The organism is Peribacillus sp. FSL E2-0159, from assembly GCF_038643155.1.
Classification (GTDB): domain Bacteria; phylum Bacillota; class Bacilli; order Bacillales; family DSM-1321; genus Peribacillus; species Peribacillus simplex.
In genome coordinates, this window is sequence record NZ_CP152053.1 from 3419955 (window position 1) to 3442695 (window position 22741).

20 protein-coding genes, 4 pseudogenes and 1 other annotated feature are annotated in these 22741 nt (G+C 36.4%); of the genes and pseudogenes, 4 read left to right on the plus strand and 20 right to left on the minus strand.

What is annotated here, in order from left to right; all coding sequences use genetic code 11:
- Positions 1–84: 84 nt before the first annotated feature.
- From NYE63_RS16625 to NYE63_RS16645, 5 genes and pseudogenes are all read right to left on the minus strand, one after another.
- Complete coding sequence (locus tag NYE63_RS16625; RefSeq protein ID WP_342605801.1) at positions 85–1047, minus strand: zinc-binding dehydrogenase; 963 nt, start codon at positions 1045–1047, stop codon at positions 85–87.
- 343 nt (positions 1048–1390) lie between these two features.
- Positions 1391–2827 (minus strand): proline--tRNA ligase, encoded by a 1437-nt coding sequence (gene proS, locus NYE63_RS16630; RefSeq protein ID WP_342601944.1) that lies wholly within the window; start codon positions 2825–2827, stop codon positions 1391–1393.
- Between the two features lie 63 nt (positions 2828–2890).
- Positions 2891–3107, minus strand: a binding site (T-box leader).
- A gap of 544 nt (positions 3108–3651) precedes the next feature.
- Positions 3652–4653, minus strand: coding sequence for an LLM class flavin-dependent oxidoreductase (locus NYE63_RS16635; RefSeq protein ID WP_342601945.1), 1002 nt, complete (start codon positions 4651–4653; stop codon positions 3652–3654).
- Between the two features lie 523 nt (positions 4654–5176).
- Positions 5177–5348: pseudogene (locus tag NYE63_RS16640) on the minus strand (family 1 glycosylhydrolase); the annotation flags it as partial.
- 102 nt (positions 5349–5450) lie between these two features.
- Complete coding sequence (locus tag NYE63_RS16645; RefSeq protein ID WP_342601946.1) at positions 5451–5774, minus strand: hypothetical protein; 324 nt, start codon at positions 5772–5774, stop codon at positions 5451–5453.
- A gap of 581 nt (positions 5775–6355) precedes the next feature.
- Between NYE63_RS16645 and NYE63_RS16650 the strand changes: the two genes are divergently transcribed.
- Complete coding sequence (locus NYE63_RS16650) at positions 6356–7303, plus strand: IS110 family transposase (RefSeq protein ID WP_342601947.1); 948 nt, start codon at positions 6356–6358, stop codon at positions 7301–7303.
- Between the two features lie 5 nt (positions 7304–7308).
- Positions 7309–7587, plus strand: a complete 279-nt coding sequence (locus NYE63_RS16655) for a hypothetical protein (protein ID WP_260287446.1) — start codon at positions 7309–7311, stop codon at positions 7585–7587.
- Between the two features lie 475 nt (positions 7588–8062).
- Here the strand turns inward: NYE63_RS16655 and NYE63_RS16660 are convergent, their stop codons facing one another.
- From NYE63_RS16660 to NYE63_RS16695, 8 genes and pseudogenes are all read right to left on the minus strand, one after another.
- Positions 8063–9172: an FAD-dependent oxidoreductase gene (locus NYE63_RS16660; RefSeq protein WP_342601948.1), complete on the minus strand. Its 1110-nt coding sequence runs from the start codon at positions 9170–9172 to the stop codon at positions 8063–8065.
- Complete coding sequence (locus tag NYE63_RS16665) at positions 9169–9315, minus strand: hypothetical protein (RefSeq protein WP_342601949.1); 147 nt, start codon at positions 9313–9315, stop codon at positions 9169–9171. Before NYE63_RS16665 ends, NYE63_RS16660 begins: the two co-directional genes overlap by 4 nt.
- Before the next feature lie 1000 nt (positions 9316–10315).
- Positions 10316–10987, minus strand: a complete 672-nt coding sequence (locus tag NYE63_RS16670) for a metalloregulator ArsR/SmtB family transcription factor (protein ID WP_342601950.1) — start codon at positions 10985–10987, stop codon at positions 10316–10318.
- A 286-nt stretch (positions 10988–11273) separates the two neighbouring features.
- Positions 11274–11592, minus strand: a pseudogene (ytxJ, locus tag NYE63_RS16675) (bacillithiol system redox-active protein YtxJ).
- A 434-nt stretch (positions 11593–12026) separates the two neighbouring features.
- Entirely contained in the window at positions 12027–12362 is a 336-nt protein-coding gene (locus NYE63_RS16680; protein ID WP_342601951.1) for a thioredoxin family protein, read from the minus strand.
- A gap of 141 nt (positions 12363–12503) precedes the next feature.
- The gene (locus tag NYE63_RS16685; RefSeq protein WP_342601952.1) at positions 12504–12764 is read right to left on the minus strand and encodes a metal-sensing transcriptional repressor; all 261 of its coding nucleotides are present in this window, start codon (positions 12762–12764) and stop codon (positions 12504–12506) included.
- The gene (locus NYE63_RS16690; protein WP_222619872.1) at positions 12754–13065 is read right to left on the minus strand and encodes a hypothetical protein; all 312 of its coding nucleotides are present in this window, start codon (positions 13063–13065) and stop codon (positions 12754–12756) included. The genes NYE63_RS16685 and NYE63_RS16690 overlap by 11 nt, the downstream gene beginning before the upstream one ends.
- Positions 13066–13255: 190 nt before the next feature.
- Positions 13256–14026 (minus strand): SDR family oxidoreductase, encoded by a 771-nt coding sequence (locus tag NYE63_RS16695; RefSeq protein WP_342601953.1) that lies wholly within the window; start codon positions 14024–14026, stop codon positions 13256–13258.
- A gap of 209 nt (positions 14027–14235) precedes the next feature.
- On the opposite strand from NYE63_RS16695, the pseudogene NYE63_RS16700 reads away from it, so the two are divergent.
- Positions 14236–14430 (plus strand): annotated as a pseudogene (locus NYE63_RS16700) (IS110 family transposase); the annotation flags it as partial.
- Positions 14431–15665: 1235 nt separating this feature from the next.
- Here the strand turns inward: NYE63_RS16700 and aspA are convergent.
- From aspA to gdhA, 7 genes and pseudogenes are all read right to left on the minus strand, one after another.
- On the minus strand, positions 15666–17102 hold the full coding sequence (gene aspA, locus NYE63_RS16705; protein WP_342601954.1) for an aspartate ammonia-lyase: 1437 nt from the start codon (positions 17100–17102) through the stop codon (positions 15666–15668).
- Positions 17103–17122: 20 nt separating this feature from the next.
- Positions 17123–18394: a cation:dicarboxylase symporter family transporter gene (locus NYE63_RS16710; RefSeq protein WP_342601955.1), complete on the minus strand. Its 1272-nt coding sequence runs from the start codon at positions 18392–18394 to the stop codon at positions 17123–17125.
- 130 nt (positions 18395–18524) lie between these two features.
- Positions 18525–18705: pseudogene (locus NYE63_RS16715) on the minus strand (NADH-dependent flavin oxidoreductase); the annotation flags it as partial.
- Between the two features lie 72 nt (positions 18706–18777).
- Complete coding sequence (gene trxA, locus NYE63_RS16720) at positions 18778–19092, minus strand: thioredoxin (RefSeq protein ID WP_342601956.1); 315 nt, start codon at positions 19090–19092, stop codon at positions 18778–18780.
- 56 nt (positions 19093–19148) lie between these two features.
- Positions 19149–19526 (minus strand): hypothetical protein, encoded by a 378-nt coding sequence (locus NYE63_RS16725; protein WP_342601957.1) that lies wholly within the window; start codon positions 19524–19526, stop codon positions 19149–19151.
- Positions 19527–19618: 92 nt separating this feature from the next.
- Complete coding sequence (locus NYE63_RS16730) at positions 19619–20038, minus strand: Rrf2 family transcriptional regulator (RefSeq protein ID WP_342601958.1); 420 nt, start codon at positions 20036–20038, stop codon at positions 19619–19621.
- Between the two features lie 99 nt (positions 20039–20137).
- Complete coding sequence (gene gdhA, locus NYE63_RS16735; RefSeq protein WP_342601959.1) at positions 20138–21520, minus strand: NADP-specific glutamate dehydrogenase; 1383 nt, start codon at positions 21518–21520, stop codon at positions 20138–20140.
- Positions 21521–22091: 571 nt separating this feature from the next.
- On the opposite strand from gdhA, the gene NYE63_RS16740 reads away from it, so the two are divergent.
- A complete protein-coding gene (locus NYE63_RS16740) occupies positions 22092–22520 on the plus strand; it encodes a VOC family protein (RefSeq protein ID WP_342601960.1) in 429 nt (142 codons plus the stop codon).
- Positions 22521–22741: the final 221 nt, after the last annotated feature.

A 22741-nucleotide genomic window follows, 5' to 3' on the forward strand; every position in this document is an offset into this window, starting at 1 on the left:
CAAACTCGAGTTTGTCGACAGTCTGAAGTGGTCCTTAAAGAACCACTTTTAGTTATGGCATTTAATGAAATTTAATTTAAAAATTCACTCTGAAATATTCAAAACAGCACGGAATCGCGTGGATGCTGCCATCATTTTATCGTATGCTTCGTTAGCGCGTTCTAGAGGGAAAGTTTCAATCATTGGTCGTACATCAGTGAGAACACTAAAGTTAACGGCTTCTTTGATTTCTTTTGCTTGTCCAGTAAATGAACCTCTAACCGTATTAGGTCCTTTTAAAAAGTCCATTGCTGACAATTCCAATTGCTCACCAGAACCAGCTATAATAATTAGTTCGCTGTCTGAACCAAGTCCATTAATTAGAGAAGAAATAGCTTTAGCGTTCGGTGCAGTAGCAAGAATTACTTTAGCTCCGCCTAGTACCTGTAATGCTTGAGCTGGATCTTCTTTTTCTGAATCAATGTAGTGGTGTGCTCCAAGTTGACGTATCAGTTTTTCTTTATCGTTACCACGCGAAATGGCAACAGTGCGAAATCCTGCTTTCTTTGCAAACTGGACGGCTAGATGCCCAAGTCCACCAATTCCCTGAATGGCTACAAGATCGCCAGGTCGAGCTTTGCTGTTTCTTAATGCACTAAACGTTGTTTCGCCAGCACACATTAGTGGTGCTGCTTCTAATGCAGATAATTCATTTGGAATGCTAGACAAACTATCCTCATAGGCAACCATGTATTCAGCGTAACCACCGTCCATTGTCAGACCCGTTACATGGTTGTTCCCTCCATGCCATCCAATACCGACACGTTCACCAATCTTCCACTTCGTCGAACCTATGCCAAGTTTTTCAACTACACCAATCACTTCATGACCAGGAATGCGGGGATACTCTGGAGAACCCCCTTGAATGGCCATTGAGTCTCCATTACATACTCCGCATGCTTCCACACGGAGCAGTACTTGTCCTTCTCCAGGCTGGGGAACTGGAATCTTTATCAGTTTCATCTTTTCCTCTTTGGATGGAATTTGTATAGCTTTCATCATTTTCATCATTTTCTACCTCCCACAGTTCATTAATAGAACTTTTTTAGTATAAGATAAAAAGATAAATTATTCAATTGTTTAATTGAATAATTTAATACAAATATTAAGCTACCTTTATGGTAAAAGATTAACAAATGTTCCTTTAGTTTTCAGTTATTACAGGACTGCTGCCCCTTTAGTGCCATACAAAAAAGGCTGCCTCAGCAACCTTCCTTATTGAAGTAAAGACCCTTAGTTGAAGAACAAAGTATTATTATACAAAGTTAAACCGTTTATAAAAAGGTGAACCGAAAGGATTTTTTGTGTTCTTAATCAACTAACGCACCCGTTAATATTTAACAATCGTAGATTAGTAAGCACGAGCAAACCAAACCGTATGTTTTGCTTCTTTACCACAATGAAGGCATGTGTGCTTTGTTGTCGGTGGGTTAAATGGAATGTTTCGTGTTGTGAATTTTGTTTTTTCTTTTACATTTTCTTCACAAGGATCCTCTCCGCACCAACCAGCTAATATCCAACCAGGAATTGTTCCATTTTGTTCGGATTCTGCTAGATGTTGTTTTAACTGTTCGATTGTATCGATATGTGTGTGTGAATTCTCCGCACGGAAAGCTTTTGCTTTTTCAAATAGACGAGTTTGCATTGTTTCAAGTTCTTTTTTAATGCTTTCAACAATTGATTCTAAAGGTACGGAAATTTTCTCCTCTACATCACGTGCTTTCATTAAACCTTGATTATTTTCTAAATCTCGTGGACCAAGTTCAATACGTACAGGTACACCTTTTAACTCCCATTCATTAAATTTATAGCCTGGTGATTGATCAGAATCATCAAGACGAACGCGAATTCCTTTCGCTTTTAAAGCTGCAAAGATTTCATCTAATTTCTCCATAATTGCATGGTTCTTTTTCCATGGACCAACTGGAATCAAAACAACTTGAGTCGGTGCTATTTTTGGTGGTAAAACAAGACCTTGTTCATCGCCATGAACCATGATGACCGAACCAATTAAACGTGTGGACGTACCCCAAGATGTTGTATGAACATATGCGTGTTTATTTTCTTTATTTAAATATTTTATATCAAATGCTTCCGCAAATTTTGTACCTAAGTAGTGTGAGGTACCTGCTTGTACGGCTTTTCCATCTTTCATCATTGCTTCAATGGAGAATGTATCAATCGCACCAGCAAAGCGTTCTAATGGTGTCTTTTGCCCATCATAAACTGGAATCGCAAGTAATCCTTCTACGACTTCTTTATAAATAGTTAACATTTGCATTGTTTCCTTACGCGCATCTTCTTGATCCACATGAGCAGTATGACCTTCTTGCCATAAAAATTCAGAGGTACGGATGAATGGAAGAGTTTTCTTTTCCCAACGGAATACATTTGCCCATTGATTAATTAAAACTGGAAGATCTCGATAACTTTTAATCCAGTTTGAATACAAATGTCCAATCATTGTTTCTGAAGTTGGACGCAGTGCTAAACGTTCTTCTAATTTCTCTCCTGCTGCTTCTGTTACCCAAGGAAGCTCTGGTGAGAATCCTTCAATATGATCCTTTTCCTTTTCGAAGAAGGATTCTGGAATTAACATTGGGAAGTATGCATTGCGATGACCTGTTTCTTTAAACCGTTTATCCATCTCTTCTTGAATATGTTCCCATAGTTCATAGCCATCTGGCTTAAATGCAATACAACCACGAACTGGGGTGTAATCCATTAAATCAGCTTTTTGAATCGTATCAATATACCATTTTGAAAAATCGTCTGTTTTTTGTGACATCGTCTTTTCCTCCTGAGAAAATGAAATAACTTTAAAAAATAAAAAAAGCATAAAGAGTCCTTAAAAAAGGACGTCTTTACGCTAATAGACGTGGTACCACCTTAGTTCAACATTAATAATAAATATTAAGTCCTCTAAACGTTTGTAACGAAACGACTCGGTTAATTTTTATCAACATCTCCGTGGTAGGGTTCAATAAGAAGGGGTGATATAGCTTTCAGCCAAGGCTATATTTTCTGTTTCACAATCCTTATTTACTTGATCACATCATTGATTACATATTTATAAATTAATATATCAGTTTGCTAAAAGTAATTCAATTATTACTGTAACACAAACAAAAGCTACTAAAATAACTAAGCAGATAAAAATAATAGAAGCATTTAAATATTTACTCCTTCTTATAATCATAAAAAGAAATGTTTTAATTTTTGCTTATTGAATTAACCTGCCAGTTACTTTAAGTATAAAATTTTACAATCTCTTCAAAACTTTAACCTAGAAATCCAATTTTCTTTAAAGGCGTTGCTCCATAATCTGGCCCAATTGTTGAATAAGATCAAACAGCACTCTTCAACTATCCTGCCCCGATAGTTCAATAAAGACTTCTTCAATATTAGCCTTATTCCTTTATGGATTAAAGAATGTTATCGTTCAAGCGTATTTCGTCACATATTAAGTAAATTAAGGCAAACAGAAAAAGCCGTGATCACATTTACTAAACCACGGCCTTAACGTCTGTTATATTAAAAAATACAATTTAATTTAAAAGATAACGTGATACCATCCCCCCTTAACTCCATAACAGAGGTGTTTCCTGCTATTTATTTACCTTCAACAATTTCCTTAAAGATTTGATATGACCGCTTTTGTTTCTCAGGATTAAAGATAAAGGAAACAGCCATTATTTCATCTACATTATACTTCTCTTGGAAATTTGTTAACTGTGCTCTTACTGTCTCTTTACTTCCCATTAACGCTTCACTGGTCATCGAGGAAGCCATTTCTTTCTCAGGTTCGCTCCATAGGTTATCCATGCTATCTACTGGTGGCTGCAATGGAAATTGTGTACCTTGTACTATATTTAGGAAAAATTGTTGCATCGTTGTTGATTCTCTTTTCGCTTCCTCATCTGTTTCAGTTGCAATCACATTTAAACAAACCATCATGTATGGAGAATCAAGATAGTCAGAAGGTTGGAATCGATTTCGATAAATCGAGATGGCTTCCTCCATATGCCTAGGTGCAAAGTGTGAGGCAAACACATATGGCAACCCTAATTGAGCAGCTAAATTCGCCGAATCTGTCGATGACCCCAAAATATATAATGGAATTTTAGTACCAACACCTGGATACGCTTTGACATAACCCTGTTTTTCTTCAGGTCCAAAGTATGTAAGCAAGGAATTTACGTCATTAGGAAATGTATAAACTGAATCGTTCTGTGAACGTCTTAACGCACTTGCCGTCATCATATCAGTACCAGGTGCTCTTCCAAGTCCTAAGTCCAAACGGTTTGGATAAATGGTTGCCATCGTTCCAAATTGTTCGGCAACGACTAATGGAGAATGATTAGGCAGCATAACCCCGCCAGATCCAACACGGATGGTTTTCGTATGCTCCAATGTATGCTTAATTAAAATGGAGGTAGCTGAACTTACAAGTGTAGGAGTATTATGATGTTCTGCAATCCAATAGCGATTATATCCCATTTCCTCCGTAGCTTTTGCTAAATCAACCATCGCATCAATTGCATCTTTAGGTTCCTGTCCTTGACGAATCGGGGAAAGGTTTAAGACAGAAACCGGTATATTTATATTTGTCATTTCATTGGCTCCCTTTCTAAATCAAAATACATCACTATAGTCAATAACAGGTTTAGAATGAAACTGTATACTTAGGACCACAGTGAATCTTTGGTGGTGATTTTTTGAATATACCTGTTTAAATGATGAAGAAATTTTACAAAAATACTGACTTGACATTGGAAAAAAAGTGATTACTTGATAACATTAATGTATATATAAATGATATAAGTGACGGGGAAGTGAATCCCTCACTCGGGTTTGCTCTCTGCAGAATTTGTTCACGCAAGACGGGCTGAGCACTGATTCCCCCGCCAATCGCCATGATTTCTGGATATAGGATATACTGTAAATTTTTGTGGCTAACTGAATACAATATTCTTCAAATACAACCAATGCTTCTTTGTATTGGTGGGGTGGCCTATTTGTTAAACCGCATAACACCAGAGCGTAATTAATAATGTCTACTTTTCATTTAGAAATAAACAAAGAGGATTATGATGGTCAATTGAGATCATGATAATCCTCTTTCTATTGTGCGACCCTGGTATTTTGCCTGTATAGGATTTTCTTCACGATCTGATAAAATTCCGCCACCTGTGAAAGGGCTGTGGGTGATCATATTAATTTCATTAAATGAAATCCAGTATTTGACCTTCTTCTTTATATCGCTTAAAAACGGTTTCTGCATAGCGAACAAAGTGATCAATCGTTTCCTCCTTGTATTTAAGATGAGTTTGATTTTGCAATTAATCAATTGAATAATTGAATTATAGTGTTAGATATCCTTTTCGTCAAGTAGTAAATATTCCTCTTCTTTATGCTTTTTTATCATTTCCTAATTTGTGATAACAATACATAATCCCTATAGCTAAAACAGCTGAATGGTATTCTTTGTCTATGGATCTTTTGGTTGTTAAAATACTTGATGTTGTCATTGCTTCAGGGCTATTTGCTATTTCTTGATTAGGAAAAATTGCATATATCATATCATCTAAATATAAGCAATGATGAATAAATTCGGGATAAATTACTTCTGCATAGTCTTCTATTTTCCAGTGCTTTGGTGGATGTAACCAAATTACAACGATAGAACTAGATACAGATCCCCCAAACCAAAATCTTGACCATTCCCCAAACACCGGTCAGATAATCCACTTCATATTGAAGGAATTCCTGTACATTGGCATTAACCGAACTCGGCTCAGGGAACCAAAACATGCTTGTAAAAATGCAAAACAGGGTAAACGAAATCCCTGCCAAGCTTCTTTTGAAAGCAAAGAAGCAAAAAGGAATAATGAAAATCGGTCTAATAAACCACGAAAGTTGATTGTGGTGTCGGGCGAATGCCCAATCAAGAAAACATTAACCCCAAACCCTTGATTTATTTTACCATAAAAAATCCAATTTCTTTATACAACTATCCTGCCCCGATAGTTGCATAAGAAACTCCTATGGCGGCGATCCTCGCCGCCACCATCTACTACGAAAATCTACACTCAAAAATAGAGTCTAACCCATTAACCCCTTGACGATAATGGATGATAACAATACAACCAGGCTGAGCTTTTTTTGGTGGATCTTAAGGAAGATACCCTGTATAAGAAACTGGTTGTGACAGTATGGAAGAACCATTTAGTGTACTGCTAGTACGTATACAAAATTTTTTGTAACAAATCTCCTGTCATATGTATTGTTAATCTTTTTTTGAGGTGATTCTCCTATGGAAGCAATGATTGAACGGTGTGCTGGCCTAGATGTACACCAAGAAACAGTAGTAGCCTGCGTATTATTTGGTCCATTAGATAAAAAGCCAAAAATCTCTATTGAAACGTTTTCAACTACAACAACGGGACTGTTGGCTTTAAGTGATTGGCTCGCTACCCTTCAGGTATCAGATGTTGTGATGGAAAGTACCGGAGTCTACTGGAAACCAATATGGAATATACTCGAAGGATCTTTTCACCTTGTTCTTGCCAATGCCAGGCATGTCAAAAATGTTCCAGGGCGTAAAACTGATGTGAAAGATGCCGAATGGCTTGCCAAGCTTCTAAGATGCGGACTTATTGAAAGCAATTTTGTTCCACCGGAGGATATTCGTGATTTACGAGATCTTACTCGTTATCGAAAAAAATTGATTCATCATCGCACCTCAGAGCAGAATCGCATTCACAAAATTCTTCAAGATGCTAATATCAAGCTAACATCCGTACTATCAGACATTTTTGGTGTATCGGGACGCCGTATCCTTGAAGCGATTCTAAACGGTGAAAAAATAGAGACCGATGGTCTTCGAAAAATGGTGGATTGGCGAACAAAAGCAAGTATTACTGACATTGCCCATGCAATTAATGGTCGTATTCGCCGTCATCATCGTGATATGTTGCGTTACCATTGGGAGCATATGGGTTATTTAGAAGAAACCATAGAAGAATTAGAAAAACAAATTGATCAACTCCTGTCCCCTTATCGTAAGGAAGTAGAATTATTGGATGGTATACCTGGTGTGAACAAAGCTGCGGCAGCTACTTTTATTGCGGAGATGGGTGTTGATATGTCCGTATTTAAGTCAGCTAAACATCTTGCCTCTTGGGCTGGTGTGAGTCCTGGAAATTACGAAAGTGCTGGTAAAAAAAAACGAGTAAAACCACACAAGGAAATAAAGCTTTAAAAACGATGGCCGTAGAATGTGTATTAGCGACATCAAGGCAAAATAATCGAATTGCTTCACATCGAAAAAGGATTACCAAACGGCAAGGAAAAATGAAGGGACGAATCGCTTCTGCCCATTTACTATTAACGATTACTTACAACATCTTAAAAACAGGAGAACCTTATCATGAACTAGGCTCAAATTACCTTGAAGAAAAACAAAATAACAAAGAATTAAAAATGATCGAATACCTAAAAAAGAAAGGCTATACAATCGCTCCATCTGAACAACAAACTGCATAACCAGTTAAATAACGACATAGTACATTTACCCCCATCAAAAAAAATGAGAATATGGAGGGTTTATTTTAGCATGGCTTTTTTACTATTGTGTTTTCATACAAAAATGGAGCTGTTTCCAGCCCCATATAGAAGTAAAGGAACAGTTAGTTCAACAAATAAATTTAAAATGAAAGTTAGTTTTTAAGTTTATTCATGTTAAATCTTGCTATTTCTTGGTTTCCGATTGTTACAACTAAAAAAGCATTAAATGCATACTCTTTAAGTTCATCTAATTTTTCTTTTGAAGGTATAAGTAGTGGAACTTGGGAGTTTTCTTCGCTTACACCTAAATCGTAGTTAAGAGTATACTTACCCTTTTTAATTTGTCTTTGGGCTCAATCTTAAGTTCAAATCCTTTATCAACTTCTCTAATACCTACTGTTTTTTATCACCTAAAGTTACAAAATTAGGACGTTATTGTATTGAAAAGAGTGTGTCATAAAGACCTATTATTTAAATTAATGATTTCAAAAACTGCCTGCTCAGCTGCCTGAAGTGCACCTTCGAGATGTCCACCAAATTGTGAATTAGTCTCTGTTCCAGAAAAAATAATTTTCTTTTCCCATATCCCTTCTTCTGGTGGTTGACCATAGCTTGGGTAATCTCTAAGCGGCTTGAAGTCTTCCTCAACAGCCGTTTCGGAATCTCTGGACCAATCCTTGTAAAGGATAGAACTTACGTTTTTGGCGGAGGGTCCAAAGAGCCTAACCAATTGGTCAATGACTAATTTTAAAACTTTATCCTCACCGAGTTCTCGGCGCATCTTCACTGGCATTCCAAAGAAACCAAATAATGCACCAGAGCCTGTAGGAGGGGAAGCATCATGGATTTCCTGCAAGGGTCCAACCCAACTCGATACGAAGCCAGAAAGTCCTGATTCCCTCCAAAAGGGACGATCATAGATTGCAATTGCCTTAGCCTGTCCTGCCATCCACGTAGGCTTGTTGACAAGATCAGTCATAAGATCTGGAGGGAGAGCAGGAGAGAATTCAATATGACGTGCCACAATTCGAGGCGGCAATGCTAAGATAACAGTACTTGCAGAAACATTTTTTCTCTTTCCATCAGCAAGGTCTGCTTCAAGCGTGATAGCACCAGCTTTATCTAGTCGAATTGCAGTAACTCGCGTTTCTAACTCGACTATCCCTGGCGGCAGAGTACCTGCTACAGCATCAATAAGGGACTGCACCCCTCCTATGAATCGAATTGACCTTGCACCAGAGTTTTCTGGCAGTATATAACGCTCTGGTGGTTCGTTTAGAAATCGTTCTGAAAGCATTTCCCCTTTGGTGTATTGGTCGAAAGTTCCTAAATTCTGTTCTTTGATGAGATTGGTAATAGTGCTCTCGTACTGCGGCCAGAACCATGTCGGCCCGAGATCAAATTTGCCTAGGTCAGGTCTGTTTGGATCGGCAATACTCAAGACCCTACCGCCAATTCTATCTCTAGCTTCTAGAACCCTACATTCGATGCCCTGTGCAGTAAGCAGAGACGCAGCACGAAGGCCACTTAAACCAGCACCAACAATGACTACAGGATTGTTCATATTCTTTCCTCTTTCCAACCATGTGTACGCTGTCTAAATGTACTTATGAAAGAGTTATTCCTTTTTGTATTAGCCATTTCCAAATAAGCTTTCCCAATGTAGCAAAATGGGATTTCTATATTCGACCAAATTTCAATCTTCATTAATATTCCCCCTATTTTTTAGCACGGTATTGTTGAGTTAGAAACTTCAAGGTTAAATTGCTGTTTGTAAAAAAATATGCCTATACAAAATTACTCAATTAATTAATTAATTGAGGGAATAGAAATATGCTATTGAATATTTCTGTAGACAAGGGGAAAGTATCTTTTTCTTTTTTCTTACCTTACGTTGGATTAGGTATGATTGGCGCACAATCCACCTTATTCCTTGGTTTTTTATCCTGTATGAAATACAGATTTGATGGGAAAACATTCTCTTTATATGCAGCTGACCTTTTGGGCTTAAGTTATGAGAAAGGTGCCAACCATCCGAAATTTCAACTGCTTCTGAACATCTGTCTCTAATTCCTCTGGTAAACTCTTTTCAGCCAACTCTTATTACTATTTCAGCTAAAGTGTCTGCCTTAAACCAGTCTGATATTTCTTTACAGTCCGGCTTATACGAAGGATAATAAGTTTAACTTCACTAAATTTACTGAGAACCCATATCGTTTCATTGTTGACGAATTTATTTATTACACAAAAAAAGTAGCTGTAAGCTACCCTTTATACCTTATAAAATAAACTATATAAATAATTTACCTTCTGCTTTTTTTACTTTCTGAGTAAAACCATATACCTACCAGTCGGTATAGAGTAGTTTTAATATAACATCTAAAAATTTATTATTAAAATATATGTCAGTAAGAAAGGTGGCGCATTTTATGAATCACATCGATGAAAGAACATATTATAAAATTGGCCTTTCGAATATGAACAATAAGAAAAGTATTGTCTAATCACTTTTTCCATTCTTACTGACATTAAAAAGTATTATTTGTTTCGCTAAAAAAAAGCCTTGGTTTAATAATATATCGGGATAATATATCGGGTCTCGCCATTACTTAAGATATGAATTCAATTTGCACTTTGGTCTTATAAAATTATACAATACAAATTAAAAGCATACGAAAGTTCATGAACTATAGTGATGTAATATATTTTAATGTTTAAGTTCCAGATACTTCTGCCATTCATGAATGCTTTCTGCCATACGGTAAGCCTTAAACCCTTGCTTTTTCATTTTTTGCGCAGCTATAGCTGAAAAAGCACAGAACTGCCCTCTACAATAAGCTACAACTTCTTTATCTCTCGGTAATTGTTGAAGATATAAATCCAACTTCTCCATAGGGACAGAGACCGCGTCTTCTATATGCCCAGCTTCATATTCATCTGCCGGACGCAAATCTATGAGGATAATATTTTCTTTTTTTAACTTTTCGTACACTTCATCCATTGTAAGTGTATATAATCCTTCCATGTGACCTAAGAAATCTTCTTTAATCCGAGTGATATCTGAAAGATGATTTTCTCCAAGATGCCATAAGGAAAATAAAAACTCAACTACAGATGGATCAGCCAATGAATAAATAGCATATGTTCCTTTTTTAGTAAACTTAACTAATCTTGAGTCATTGAGAACTTGAAGATGACGAGAAACATTTGCCACATTCATACCTGTATCTTGCGCCAACTTTTCAACTGTTTTTGGACCATGAGATAGTAAATTCAATATCTCAAGTCGTTTGTCACTCGATAAACACTTTCCAACTCTTGCTAGTTGTTTATACAATTCATCCTTATAATCTTTTGCAGAAGAAATGAGCTCTTCCATACTAATCATCCTTTATAATCAATTAATTACATTGTTGATGATACTATAGTTAAAGTAAGAATAACAAGATAATGATTTCATTATCTCATACTCAATCTGCAAGAGAAAACATGTGTAAATTAAAGGGGTAATTATAGAGGCTGTTTTTCTTTTGCAGGTTAGCAATAACTTCTAACAAAATCATCATTTACAATGCATAGATCCATTAATGTTACTGTTTCTATATTATTATGGTTAGATACAAGGTTATATTATTAAAGGTAGAAAACTTATTTCTACTTTTCGATTAGTTCAATACTGCTGTCATATGTTCAGTCGTAACCGACCAATGTGATGAAGTCCAATATTTAGATTGATCCTTCACAAAAATCACTTGTGGAGATTCATGCTTGACGCTCAAATCCTCCGCAATTTTATTAGAAACCGCGCGTGACTCGATTACTTTAACAATAATGTAGTCTACATTATTATTTGGTGAACCTTCTAAATAATGCTCGTATTCTTTAAGTGCATTAGAGCTCACGGGACAGGTAGTACTTTAGAATGACCTGTCCACGTTTTGTAGACTTCTCTAAAATATCATCCCACTCTTCTAATGTTGTTATTTATTTCCACTTCATTTCATTCCCCCCCTCAAATTAAGTTAAATTTATTTAGTATTCAATTGATTAATTGAATTATAGTACTGTTGTTCTTATAAGTCAAGTAAAAATAACCACTTTATCTCTATCCAAAGAATATATACTTTTAAAGAGAAATTTACCTTCCTAATTAGAAACATTTAAAGTTGAATTATGAGAATATAATATCTAACCTCCCTGTACCAACTGATAGGTACAGGGAGGTGATCATACTAATTAATTCGTTCTGCCACTCGGCCATTTAAGTTATATTGTTGACGAATTAATCAAACATTCTAAAACCCTTTCATATCCTTTGACTTTTCAATAATAAAATTCCACCTTCTAGAATATCACTTATATAGTTTGAGCATGATTTTCGGTATCAACTTTCTCGTGAAGTAACCACGTTAATTCTATTACTGATTGTACATTTCATAAATTTTCTCTATTCTTTTCTCTAATTCATCAAAGTGAACAAACCGAGCATCTCTTAATACTTCTTTTCCATCTATAAATAAAAGTAGTACAGGTACAGTAAAAATAGAGAATTTAGCTGCTATTTCTTCTACCTCATAGGCGTTTATATGTCCTAAGTGGATAAGTGGAAACTTGTCCAGTAATTCTCTTAGCTTTGGTAAAACAGCATGACACACACCACAATCTTCTCTTGACACGTATAAAAAACTTAATTCATGATTTTTCAAGAAATCTTCTATCATATTCATCGAAGTTAATTCTTCTAATTTTTTCATTTTCTTGCTCCTTTATTGATTTTTTAGACTTCTACTGCATGATTTACTTTTACTTTTTAATACCAACGAAATACTTATACCTGTAATCGTATAAAAATAATCAAATTAGTTACCTCTAATATTCTTAAGGATAGGTGTTTTTTATCTACTCTTAACTAATAATTCAATGGCTTCTTTTACTAAATTCTCTGTTTTTCCATCCTGCTTAATACTTTCTCTGGCACATTCTTCAAGGTTAGTGCTAACCATTACACCTATTTCTCGATTTAAAGCACTGTTGGCAGCTGACAATTGAGTTACAATCTCTCTATAATTTTCCCCTTCCTCCACCTTGTTTAATACACCTTTCATTTGTCCTGCAATTCTTTTTAAACGATTTTTAACATGTCGATTATACTCCATGATCCAACATCCTTTTCTTTTGGTTAACAGTGCATGGATATTTGGTTAATTCAAAACTATTAATCGTAAACCCTTTTTTTATCAAAAAACGTAATCCTAAGTTCAGTTCTAATTTATCTTCAGCTATAACATGTACTTTACCCTGGGGGATTTCCATATAAAAGCGCTTTAGGTAGGCAAAAGGAATATTTAAGGTATAGTCCTCGGGATATTTTGAGGTTTCATTATAATCCCGAATATCTAATACAATGATAGTAGAATCTTTTAATTTATTTTTTTTAATACAATGAATTCCTTTCACTGGGTAATATCTCTTATATAGTATAAGTAATATGGGTATTACTAATAAAGTGACCAAATAAATAATTTAAAAAACCTCCCCTTTAATAAGTATTGATTCATCCTCCTTAGAAAAGATGAATTTAATCTATTTCACTATTCTTGATTATTAAAAAAGAACAACCATTTCCATGATTGCTCTTTTTTCATTTTTATCTTAATCGAGCTGTAACTCCTCCATCAAGTGGCATAATAATACCTGTAATCCATGATGATGAATCACCCGCAAGGAATAAAATTGCATTTGCTATATCATCTGGAGTACCATTGCGTCCAATGGGATGAAACGCATTAAAAGTTGGTAATACTTCTGCTACTTCTTCTTCTGACATAAAAGTATTGTAAATTGGTGTTTCAACAACTGCAGGTGCTACTGCATTTACTCGAATGTGATCACCAGCGAATTCTACGGCTAAATTTCTTGTTAAAGCATGTCTTCCTGCCATTGCAGCTGAGTAAGCTGATGAAGGAGTTGCTTCCACTGCTTGAATTGCCCACATTGAACCCGTGTTTACTATTGCTCCTCCTCCACGTTTTTTCATTTCTGGTATAACTGCTTGAGAAGGGTAGAATGTTCCTTTAACGATTGCATCTAAATAGGATTGTAAATCGTCCTCTGTATGGTCAAGGAATGGTGTTGGATTGAATTTCCCTGTATTATTTACTAATATATCTACCCCACCAAACACTTCTACTGCTTTTTTAACCAATTTCTCTGAAGTTTCTTTTTTACTGATGTCACCGGCTACATATAAAACTTTTTTGCCAGTGTGGTCAATTTCTAAAGCCGTTTCCTTTAACACATTTTCTCTTCGTCCATTAATAATTACATTGGCTCCTTCTTCAAAAAATCTTTTTGCAGTTGCTTTCCCAATCCCAGTACCTCCACCAGTTACGATTACAGTTTTCTTTTCAAATCTCATTATCATTCATCTCCAATTTTTATTATTTAGTTCAGTTATTCCATCAATCACTATTGGAAATTCCTTTTAAGTTCATTTCCACCAATAAGCCTATTATGATCATCTTGAAAAAACTTATGTGGTTCGAAATTCAATCACTCAATTGAATAATTGAATTATAGCATCAGAATTCCGACTCGTCAATAAAGATTTTTTCACCTAAAAGGAATACCTTGAGCCTTCTGATGAATAACCCTGAGTTTAAAGCCGTCCATTCCCATAATGTGATGGTAAAGAAGATAAAGAAAATGAAATCAATCATGAAACTGATAGGTAAACTAGCAAGGATTTTTGTAGGAATAGCACGACGAAACGAGTCTTATTGTCCAAATAAAGTCCAAGTATTAATCACTTTAGCAGCATAGAAATAAAACATTAGTTATAAAAAATGTATCATTTTAAAATAGTCAACTTTAATTTTGAATGTTGTCTTATTCGTAGGATTTCAAATATGTACGGAGTACCAGGTTTGTTGAATAAAAAGGCACTGTGACCCATCAGGTTAGCATTACTGGCCTCCCCCCTTTGGAGAGGCATGACGAAGGAATGAGAGGGCAATTGAACCGGTGTGAAGATGTACATTGATGGAAAAATACGGATTGTTAGCTGAATCCTTTATTTAAATATGCCTTCACGAAGCGTAACTGATTTGAACTCATTTCATTTACCCGTAAGTCTTATTACATCTTAACGTTTTAAGGGAATAGAATATAAATAAAGGTAATTAAAATTAAAAAAGTAAAAGTATCCTATTTGTGCTTCTTGGACTCTCCCTTGTGATTGGTGTTGTAGGGACTATGTTACCTGTTCTGCCGGGCGGTCCATTTTACTTATTCGCTGCTTTTTGCTTTGCGAAAAGTTCCAAGTCGATTGAAATTGGTTAAAAAGTACCTCATTATATGAAAAATACGTTAAAGCAATCCTACAAAAAAAGGTATGACTCAAAAAGAGAAAATCAGAATCAATTTAGTTGCCGATTTCTTCATCATAATTTCTGTATTTTATGTGGACTTCCTTTTAGTGAAAAACCTGTTGGTAGTACTCGCCTCTACAAACATTATTATTTCATTAAAAAAATTAAGACAATTGACCGAAACAGTACGAAACAAAGAGCTTCTTGAAAATTTTCTTCAAATAACGGGTGCTTTACTTCAATAAGCGAGTTGCTTCGGCAGCTCTTTTTCTTATGGAGCTAAAGGGGCAGAATAGTTGAATAGAAGATCAATTTATATAAAAAAGACCACTCATGTTAGAGTGGCTACTATTCCTTACTATCTATACGAATAACCTGTCTAATATTCGTAAATCCATCTTTCTCCATTAATATCAAGTATCACGAAAATAATTTAACAAAAATCACTATATAATAGAATAAATTCGTAAAAAAAAGTCTTTGCTTAACCGGGCAAAGACTTTTAGAAATTGGTCAAATAGATTCTAACTAGTTTAAACATGCTTTTACTGTTTTAATTCCCCATTAGAGAGACGATAAATTAACACATATAAAACCTACCTTTTTTACATCAGACTTCAGTTTTATCAACTGTGACTTCATTTTGAACTTTTAAGGGGGCCTTTTCCACCAAAATCATGTGGGGAATTACTCTCTATCAAACAGCTCAGCTCCAGCAATACCAGGGTTGGTCATCTCATAAGGATTTAAAATAAGATCAAGTTCTTCCTCTGTTAACACATCATACTGCAGGCATAGTTCACGTACTGATTTGCCTTTTAATATGGCTTCTCGTGCGATACGCGCTGCCACTTCGTATCCAATATGCGGATTAACAGCCGTGATAATCCCTACGCTTTTTCCCACATTCTCTTTTAGACGATCTTCGTTTGCTTCAATATCTACCAAACAGTAGTCTGTAAAGGCACGGAATGCATTGTTCATAATGCTGATGGATTGAAGCAAATTGAACACAAGCACAGGTTCCATCACGTTCAGTTCAAGCTGACCTGCTTCAGATGCCAGGCAAATGGTATGGTCATTGCCAATAACCTGGAACGCTACTTGATTGATCATTTCAGGCATGACCGGGTTGACTTTTCCCGGCATGATGGATGAACCTGGCTGACGAGCCGGCAAGTTAATTTCCGCAAGGCCCGCACGAGGACCTGAGGCCATTAAACGTAGGTCGTTCGCGATTTTGGACATATTCATCATACATATTTTCAATGCGGCAGAGACTTCTGTATAAGCATCTGTATTTTGTGTCGCATCAACAAGATGCTCCGCCCCAACAAGCGGAAGCCCGCTAATATCCGCCAAATGTTCAACCACACTTTCGATGTAGAGAGGGTCTGCATTTAATCCTGTTCCCACCGCTGTTGCACCCATATTTATTTCATATAAATGCTGGCGTGATCGTTGAATGCGTTTAATATCACGCTCTATTACACGGCTATATGCTTCAAACTCTTGACCAAGACGGATGGGCACAGCGTCTTGAAGATGTGTCCGTCCCATTTTAATCACATGGTCAAATTGTTGGGCCTTTTTCCTGAAGATAGTAAGCATATATTCCATCGTATTTAACAATTTTTCGAGTGAAATAAGAGTAGCGATATGAATCGAACTAGGGAACACATCGTTTGTTGATTGTGACATGTTCACATGGCTATTTGGACTTAATTGAACATAGTCCCCTTTCTCTTTTCCAAGCAATTCGAGTGCTCGGTTAGCAATGACTTCGTTTGCGTTCATATTCATGGATGTACCTGCACCGCCCTGGATGGGATCCACGATAAAATGATCATGCCATTTGCCTTCGATTACTTCGTCTGCTGCCTGAATGATCATCTTACCAAGACCATCGTACAAGCGTTTAGTATCCATATTTGCTAAAGCCGCTGCTTTTTTCACGATAGCCAACGCTTTAATCAATTCTTCATGAATGCGATAGCCTGTAATCGGAAAGTTTTCGACTGCACGCAATGTTTGGATACCATAGTATGCATGCACTGGTACTTGTTTTGATCCTAAGAAATCTTTCTCAATACGGACGTTATGATTTATATGGATTGTTGACATCGTGTTTCCTCCTTTATAGTTTAGGCTACGTCTGATTGTTTAATTGAATCAACGTAATGGTTTGCCTTATCCTGGTCAAATTCGCCTTCCCACTTCGACATGACAATCGCCGCCAATGAGTTCCCTACGACATTTACCGCTGATCTTCCCATATCCAAAATTCGGTCGATACCGGCAATGAACGCAACACCTTCCACCGGCAGTCCCATAGAACCAAGTGTTGTTAAAACAACAACAAATGACGCACCCGGAACGCCAGCCATTCCTTTTGACGTTAACATCAGTACTAGTAACAAAGTAATCTGTTGTGTAATGGATAGATCAATACCATACATTTGTGCCACGAAGAGTGAAGCAAGTGCCTGATATATCGATGAGCCGTCTAGATTAAACGTATACCCTGTTGGAATAACAAAAGAAGTAATGGATTTCGGGCAGCCAAACTTCTCCATTTTGTCCATAAGCCTTGGTAATACCGACTCTGAACTTGCTGTTGTAAATGCTAAAATCAGTTCATCCTTTAACACTTTCAGGATAACAAAAATGCTTGTCGCAGACATTTTCGCTATAATTCCAAGAATGACGAACACAAAGAATGCCATTGTCACATAAACAGCAATTACTAAGTTCCCTAAAGGAATTAACGTTGCAACTCCAAATTTTGCAACGGTTACACCAATCAGCGCAAACACACCAAAGGGGGCAAATTTCATGACTAAATTCGTCACCCAAAACATTACTTCCAACACACCTTCAAAGAATCCAAGAATAGGCTTTCCTTTTTCTCCTATCGCAGCCACACCTAAGCCGAATAAAACAGAAAAGAAGATAATCGGTAATAAATCGGCTTGAGCCATTGATTCAAATACATTTTGAGGAACAATATGAGAAATTGTTTCTCCAAAGCCACTGCTTCCAGCCGTCTTTGTTGTTTCTTCATATTTTGAAATATCACTTTTTTCAAGATTGCTTGTATCTAAACCAGACCCCGGATGGAACAAGTTTGCCGCCAGCAATCCAATGACAATGGCAATTGTAGTGACAATCTCAAAATAAAGAAGGGTCTTCCCGCCTAATTTCCCTAGTTTTTTAAGATCGCCGACTCCCGCTATGGAGACTACTAATGCAGCCATGACAATCGGGATGACAATCATTTTAATTAAATGAATGAAAATATCGCCAATAGGTACCAAAATGGCCATGACTGTTTCATTACCATGGAATAAAGCACCGACAACGATACCTAGTACAAGTGCAACAAAAATTTGAGTAGCTAAGCCAAACTTTTTCATTAAAAATCCCCCTAAGCGGTTGTATTTATTAACGCTTTAAATATTTAGATTATTCCTATTTTATAATCCGACAACTGACACCTACTGATACTCACTAGTGACGATGGAAATATCTCATATTCATTACCGCGTAGGTGCAAGCCGTTATAACCATGCCTCCCCCGCCAGACCGACGTTCATAATAGTTAACTTCGGCATCGGTTACAACCCCGTCAGGATTCGAAGAGAAATTTGTCATAGGCGCTATTTTTCACTTCTATCCCTTTTCCTAGATTGAATGATTCAAATAATGGTGTAAATTTAGAATTCATTTAGTAATCCCCCATTTTGTTACCAACCCTTTACAGGAATTGAAAGGTATAAGTCCTTAATTACAATACACATCATGCATGTTTTGCAATTAAGGCCGCAATGGCTTCTTTTGGCTGGAAGCCAATAGCTTGATCTACCTTTTCTCCATCCTTAAAGAGAATAAGGGCTGGAATTCCCATCACTCCATATTCGCTTGCTGTATCTGAATTTTCATCCACATTAAGTTTTACGATCTTAACTCGATCACCCATTTCAACATCAATTTCATTAAGCACTGGGGCAATCATTTTACATGGACCGCACCACGGTGCCCAAAAATCAACCAGTACTAAACCTTCCTTGATTTCACTAGCAAAATTATCATCTGTTACATGTTCTATTGCCATGATCATGTCCTCCTTGTATTATCCGAAATATTTATGGTATTTGACTTATCATCTATTTAAATCGAGTTTCCCGATTCTATTTTCCGGGATAAGAACCCTGATTTCCTGGTATTTATTTTCGGATGGATTTTAATGGATTCCAATTTACCGGATACCTCCATTAACCATGTTTCATCTTTAGAAAGTAACGCCAAATCAATTAAAGCCAAAAGATGATTTTCGTTACTGATTTCTAGATCCGGCAGTTTTTCAGTCCATTTACTCGGAATCCAAATCGATTTCCCGACCGCTTTTTCATTGTCACTTTCCACCACATTCACTTTAACGATTTCTCGATTATCGCTTACGCTTTCAATGAAACCATGGATAAGTTCTCCATCTCTTGATCTTCCCTGTACCCAATCCCCATTATTAAAATGATTATTTTCGGCCATTCATAACCCCCCTTTTATGTTCAATCTACTATTATAAGATATTAACTGTAATAATAAAAAATACAGTAAGTAAAAAAAAAACTAAATCAATATCACGGACATTGTTTAATTTTTTCCAAAAAAGTGCTTAGAGTTATATCTTCTAAATATTTTTCAAAATATAATTCAGCTTCATCAAATATTTGATCCATGACTACCTGGGTATTGGAAGATATGACACATTTTTTCTCCGGATCACCTGTACTCCACTTTGGTTTCAAGGTTCCATGTGAGACCGTTATATAAATATCTGCCAAACTTACCTCTTCAGGGTTACAGTCCAGAATATAGCCTCCGCCAACACCTTCTTTAGTCTTAACAAATCTTTTATTTCTTAAGCAGCTCATCATTTTCCGAATCCTGGCCGAGTTTGTACCAACGTTTTCTGCGATAGACTCACTGCTTGCCATATGATCTGGTAGATAAGCTAAATAGACCAAACTATGCACAGCTATTGTAAAATCACTATTCACTTTTTGCATCCTCCTCAAGGAGCCTAGCCTCTTTTTTTAAAATTGTCCTTTACAAAGGGTACAGTTTATATTGGGGCCGCCTATTACATTATCATATTTTTAGAGTATACCTTGAATCAGCATAGCATCTGCTACTTTAAGGAAGCCAGCAATGTTTGCTCCGACAACTAAATTGCCAGGCTCGCCGTATGTTTCTGATGCTTCTACACTGTTTTTATAAATGTTTTTCATGATACCTTGAAGTTTGGCATCGACATCCTCAAATGTCCAAGGCACTCTAGCACTGTTTTGGGCCATTTCAAGTGCAGAAACGGCAACGCCACCCGCATTTGCAGCTTTAGCGGGTCCGAATAAGATGCCATTATTAAGGAATATGTCAATAGCCTCAAGGGTAGAAGGCATGTTGGCACCTTCACCTACTGCCTTCACGTTGTTTTTAACTAGCAATTTTGCTGCTTCTTCATCAATCTCATTTTGTGTTGCACACGGAATGGCGATGTCGCAAGAAACAGACCAGATACCGTAACTTCCTTCATTGTATTCAGCTTCTGGATGAGCATCTACATACTCACTCAGACGTTTTCTTTCTACTTCTTTTAAGCGTTTAACTGTATCTAGGTTTAAGCCATTTTTATCGTAAATGTAACCATTGGAGTCACTACAAGCAACTACTTTAGCACCCAGCTGTGTTGCTTTTTCTATTGCATAAATAGCTACATTACCAGATCCTGAAACAACAACAGTGCTTCCGTGAAACTGTAAATCATTATCTTTTAGCATTTCTTCGACGAAGTAAACCGTTCCATATCCAGTTGCCTCTGTACGGGCTAAGCTTCCGCCATAACTTATGCCTTTACCAGTTAAAACACCTGCGTGATAGCTTCCTTGCATCTTTTTATACTGACCGAATAGATATCCTATTTCTCTTGCTCCAACTCCGATATCTCCAGCCGGTACGTCCGTGTCCGGTCCGATATACCGAGCTAGTTCTGACATAAAGCTTTGGCAAAAACGCATGATTTCAGCGTCTGATTTTCCTTTTGGATCGAAGTCAGATCCGCCTTTCCCGCCGCCGATTGGTTGTCCTGTAAGAGAGTTTTTAAAGATTTGCTCGAAACCAAGGAACTTGATGATGCTGGCATTAACTGTCGGGTGGAAGCGTAGACCTCCTTTGTATGGTCCAATTGCGCTGTTGAACTGCACGCGGAAACCACGGTTCACGTGTACATTCCCAAGGTCATCAACCCAAGGAACACGGAAGGTAATCATTCTTTCCGGTTCCACGAGTCTTTCTAATATCCCATTTTTCATATAGGCTGGATGTTTTGCAAATACTGGAACTAATGAAAGGAAAATTTCCTTCACTGCTTGATGGAATTCACTTTCATGAGGATTACGCTCTTTTACTTGTGCGTACACTTGGCTTACAAATTCTTTAGCCACTTGTAGATCATCTTTTCGGACTTCTTGTGATGTTATCATTCCTTTTTTACCCCTCTTTTTTGTTATATAGTGCTTCACACCTTGAAACGGAAAAAAAATCATTTAGAACAGCTGAATTTTAAAATCCTTTATCCAAAATCCCAGAATGCTGTTTTTGTTTTACCTGTGCTTGAACATCTCTAAGTGTTAAATCCAACCCAATGGCAATAGCATCTACTTTCATTCCTGTACCGTACTGCTTTATGATTAAGTTAAACTCATTAAGTATTCAATTGATTAATTGAATTATAGTATTCATGTTCTTATTAGTCAAGTAAAAATAACCGCTTTATCTCTATCTAAAGAATATAGACTTTTAAAGAGAAATTTACCTTCCTAATTAGAAACATTTATAGTTAAATTAAGAGAGAACATAATATCTAACCTCCCTGTACCAACTGATAGGTACAGGGAGCTGGTCATAAAATTAATTCGTTCTGTTACTTCCATTTACTGTTAAGGTAAGTTATATTGTTGACTAATTACATCAACAATAATGTAGAATCCATAAAATTATTTTAAATAGACTTAGCCTTTATTAAAAATAATAAAGCTGAAAGGAGGAACTAAATTGGTAGGAACTGAATTTGAATATGTTTTAGATCACGTTGGAATTGCTGTTAGAAGTATTGATGATGCTCTTCCCTTTTATCTTAATGTATTAAATGGAGTATTAGAGGACCGTTATACAAGTGATACACCTGGTGTTGAAGTACACGTTGTTGTTGTCAGAACTAATGATAAAGTAATTGAATTATTGGCACCAACCAACAAGAACTCTCCAATGGCTCGGTTTATAAAGCAACGAGGAAAAGGAGTGCATCATATTGCATATCGAGTTGACGATTTGGACAAAGCAATACTCGAGGCAAGTAAAAATGGAGTTCGTTTTCTAGAGGACACACTACGTACAAACCCACGCGGGAGAAGGCTCATTTATGTTAATCCCGTATCAACTGATGGAACTTTGATTGAACTTTGTAGCTATTCAAATAATTAAAGAAAATTTAATTAGATTTATCTTAATTTGTAGAAGCAATTCAAAGAAACACTGGGAGAATTAACGTGAACTTTAAATAAATTATATCGATGTCCAACTCCCATGAAAATTAAAAAAGCTCAAAATCCAGAAAAAACCACAACAAAAAAGACCCAGTACAAACGCTTTTTAAAAAAGGATGAGCCTTCGGAATGGTCATTATTGAGTCGGCAGGTAATCAA